Raw genomic sequence first — 1815 nt, 5'->3', positions numbered from 1 at the left:
TTGTAAGCCAGGTAGCTCAATGAACCGCCTTTTCACAAAGGCGGTTTTCTTATGCTCAAAAATCAACATTAGAATAGTTTTTAATGGTTATAAACAGCATCTTCCCTGATTAATAGACTCAGCTTTTCTCAGTTTGTTTTTGTCATCTTGAACGATAAATTCATATGCTTTAGAAGGACGAAAAATGGCACTCTACAAGCATTTTAACAGGTTAAAGCGGATGTGCGTCGATACGTGTTTACTTTGTCGTATGTTTTTGCAGGATTTTTTGAATCGCACTATACTCAAAATAAAGGAAAAGGATATTATTCCCAAGGAGRCTGTAATACATTATGAAAAAGGAAGCTTTGAACAAAAACAAAGTGCAGCAGGATTTCTTCCCGATTCATGACTTTGATTATGTCGAATTTTATGTGGGGAATGCCAAGCAAACAAGTTACTTTTTGAGCAGARCATTTGGATTCAAGATTATTGCTTATGCAGGGTTGGAAACCGGACAACGGGATAGAGTTTCTTATGTGCTCGAACAGAAGAAAACCCGGTTTGTCGTGACCGGTTCGTTGAAAGAAGATCTTCCGATCAGCGATTTTGTGAAAAAGCATGGCGAAGGAGTAAAAGACATTGCACTTCGTGTAGAAGACGTTGAAAAGGCTTACATGGAGGCTGTCTCCAGAGGGGCTATCCCGCTTCTTAAGCCGCAAGTTTTAACGGATGAAAACGGTACAATTATAAAAGCAATATTAGGAACTTACGGCGATACGGTGCATACGCTTGTGGAGAGAAAGAATTACAAGGGGATTTTCATGCCTGGCTATCATCAGGTTGACCATGTGATTCCTTATGAGGAAACGGGCCTGATTGGCGTCGATCATGTTGTTGGAAATGTGGAACAGATGGAAGAGTGGGTTTCCTATTACGAGAACGTGATGGGTTTTACGCAAATGCTCCACTTTGATGATAAGGATATCAGTACGGAGTACTCGGCACTCATGTCGAAAGTCATGCATAATGGGGGACGAATTAAATTCCCTCTGAACGAACCGGCAACCGGAAAGCGCAAATCGCAGATTGAAGAGTATCTTGAATTTAATAATGGCGCGGGCGTTCAGCATGTAGCGATATTGACCAACGATATTTTGGATACCGTGCAAAAGCTTCGCGTTAACGGCGTAGAATTTCTTGACACTCCGGATGCCTACTATGAAATGCTTTCCGCCCGGGTAGGTACGATCGATGAAGACATTCAAAAGCTTCAGGAAAATAAGATTCTGGTTGATCGTGACGATGAAGGATATCTATTGCAAATTTTCACAAAGCCAATCGTAGACCGTCCTACTTTATTTTTTGAAATCATTCAGCGCAAAGGATCGAGAGGCTTCGGTGAAGGTAATTTCAAAGCATTGTTTGAATCGATTGAAAGAGAACAGGCCCGCCGTGGGAATCTGTAAATTACCCCACAAAGTGACGTATGCCTTCGAAGTCTATTCCGATTACTTTGCGGGTACCCCGAAACTATTTAATCTTAGGAGGCGCGGAGATGTACTCGAGCGTTCGGGCTTTCATGGAGAAGCTAATTGATTATGCAGGACTTTTTCCTCCGGCAGGGCTGCCGATTGAAGCTGCAATCCAGAATTACCAAGTATATAGCCTCGATCAAGATAGCTGGATGTTAGGTAAATTTATCATCCCTGTCACACGGTTACACGAGTTAGTCCCTTACTTGCCTATGTTTTCAAAAGATAATCAACTCAAGCTGTCCGTCATTGGGAATCGAAGTCGAGATGCCGAGGAATGTATGGAGCTGTTGACGGGAAG

Annotated in this window: 1 protein-coding gene and 1 pseudogene; both read left to right on the top strand. The window is 42.3% G+C overall.

Going from position 1 to position 1815, the window contains the following annotated elements:
• Positions 1–332: 332 nt before the first annotated feature.
• The gene (hppD, locus tag AC1DVJ_RS30790; protein ID WP_477596708.1) at positions 333–1448 is read left to right on the top strand and encodes a 4-hydroxyphenylpyruvate dioxygenase; all 1116 of its coding nucleotides are present in this window, start codon (positions 333–335) and stop codon (positions 1446–1448) included.
• An 89-nt stretch (positions 1449–1537) separates the two neighbouring features.
• A pseudogene (locus tag AC1DVJ_RS30785) lies at positions 1538–1815 on the top strand (hypothetical protein); the annotation flags it as partial.

The sequence above is a fragment of the Paenibacillus sp. P4_A9 genome, from assembly GCF_056402415.1.
Note: the sequence above shows the minus strand (reverse complement) of the source record. Positions and strands in the feature narration are given on the sequence as shown.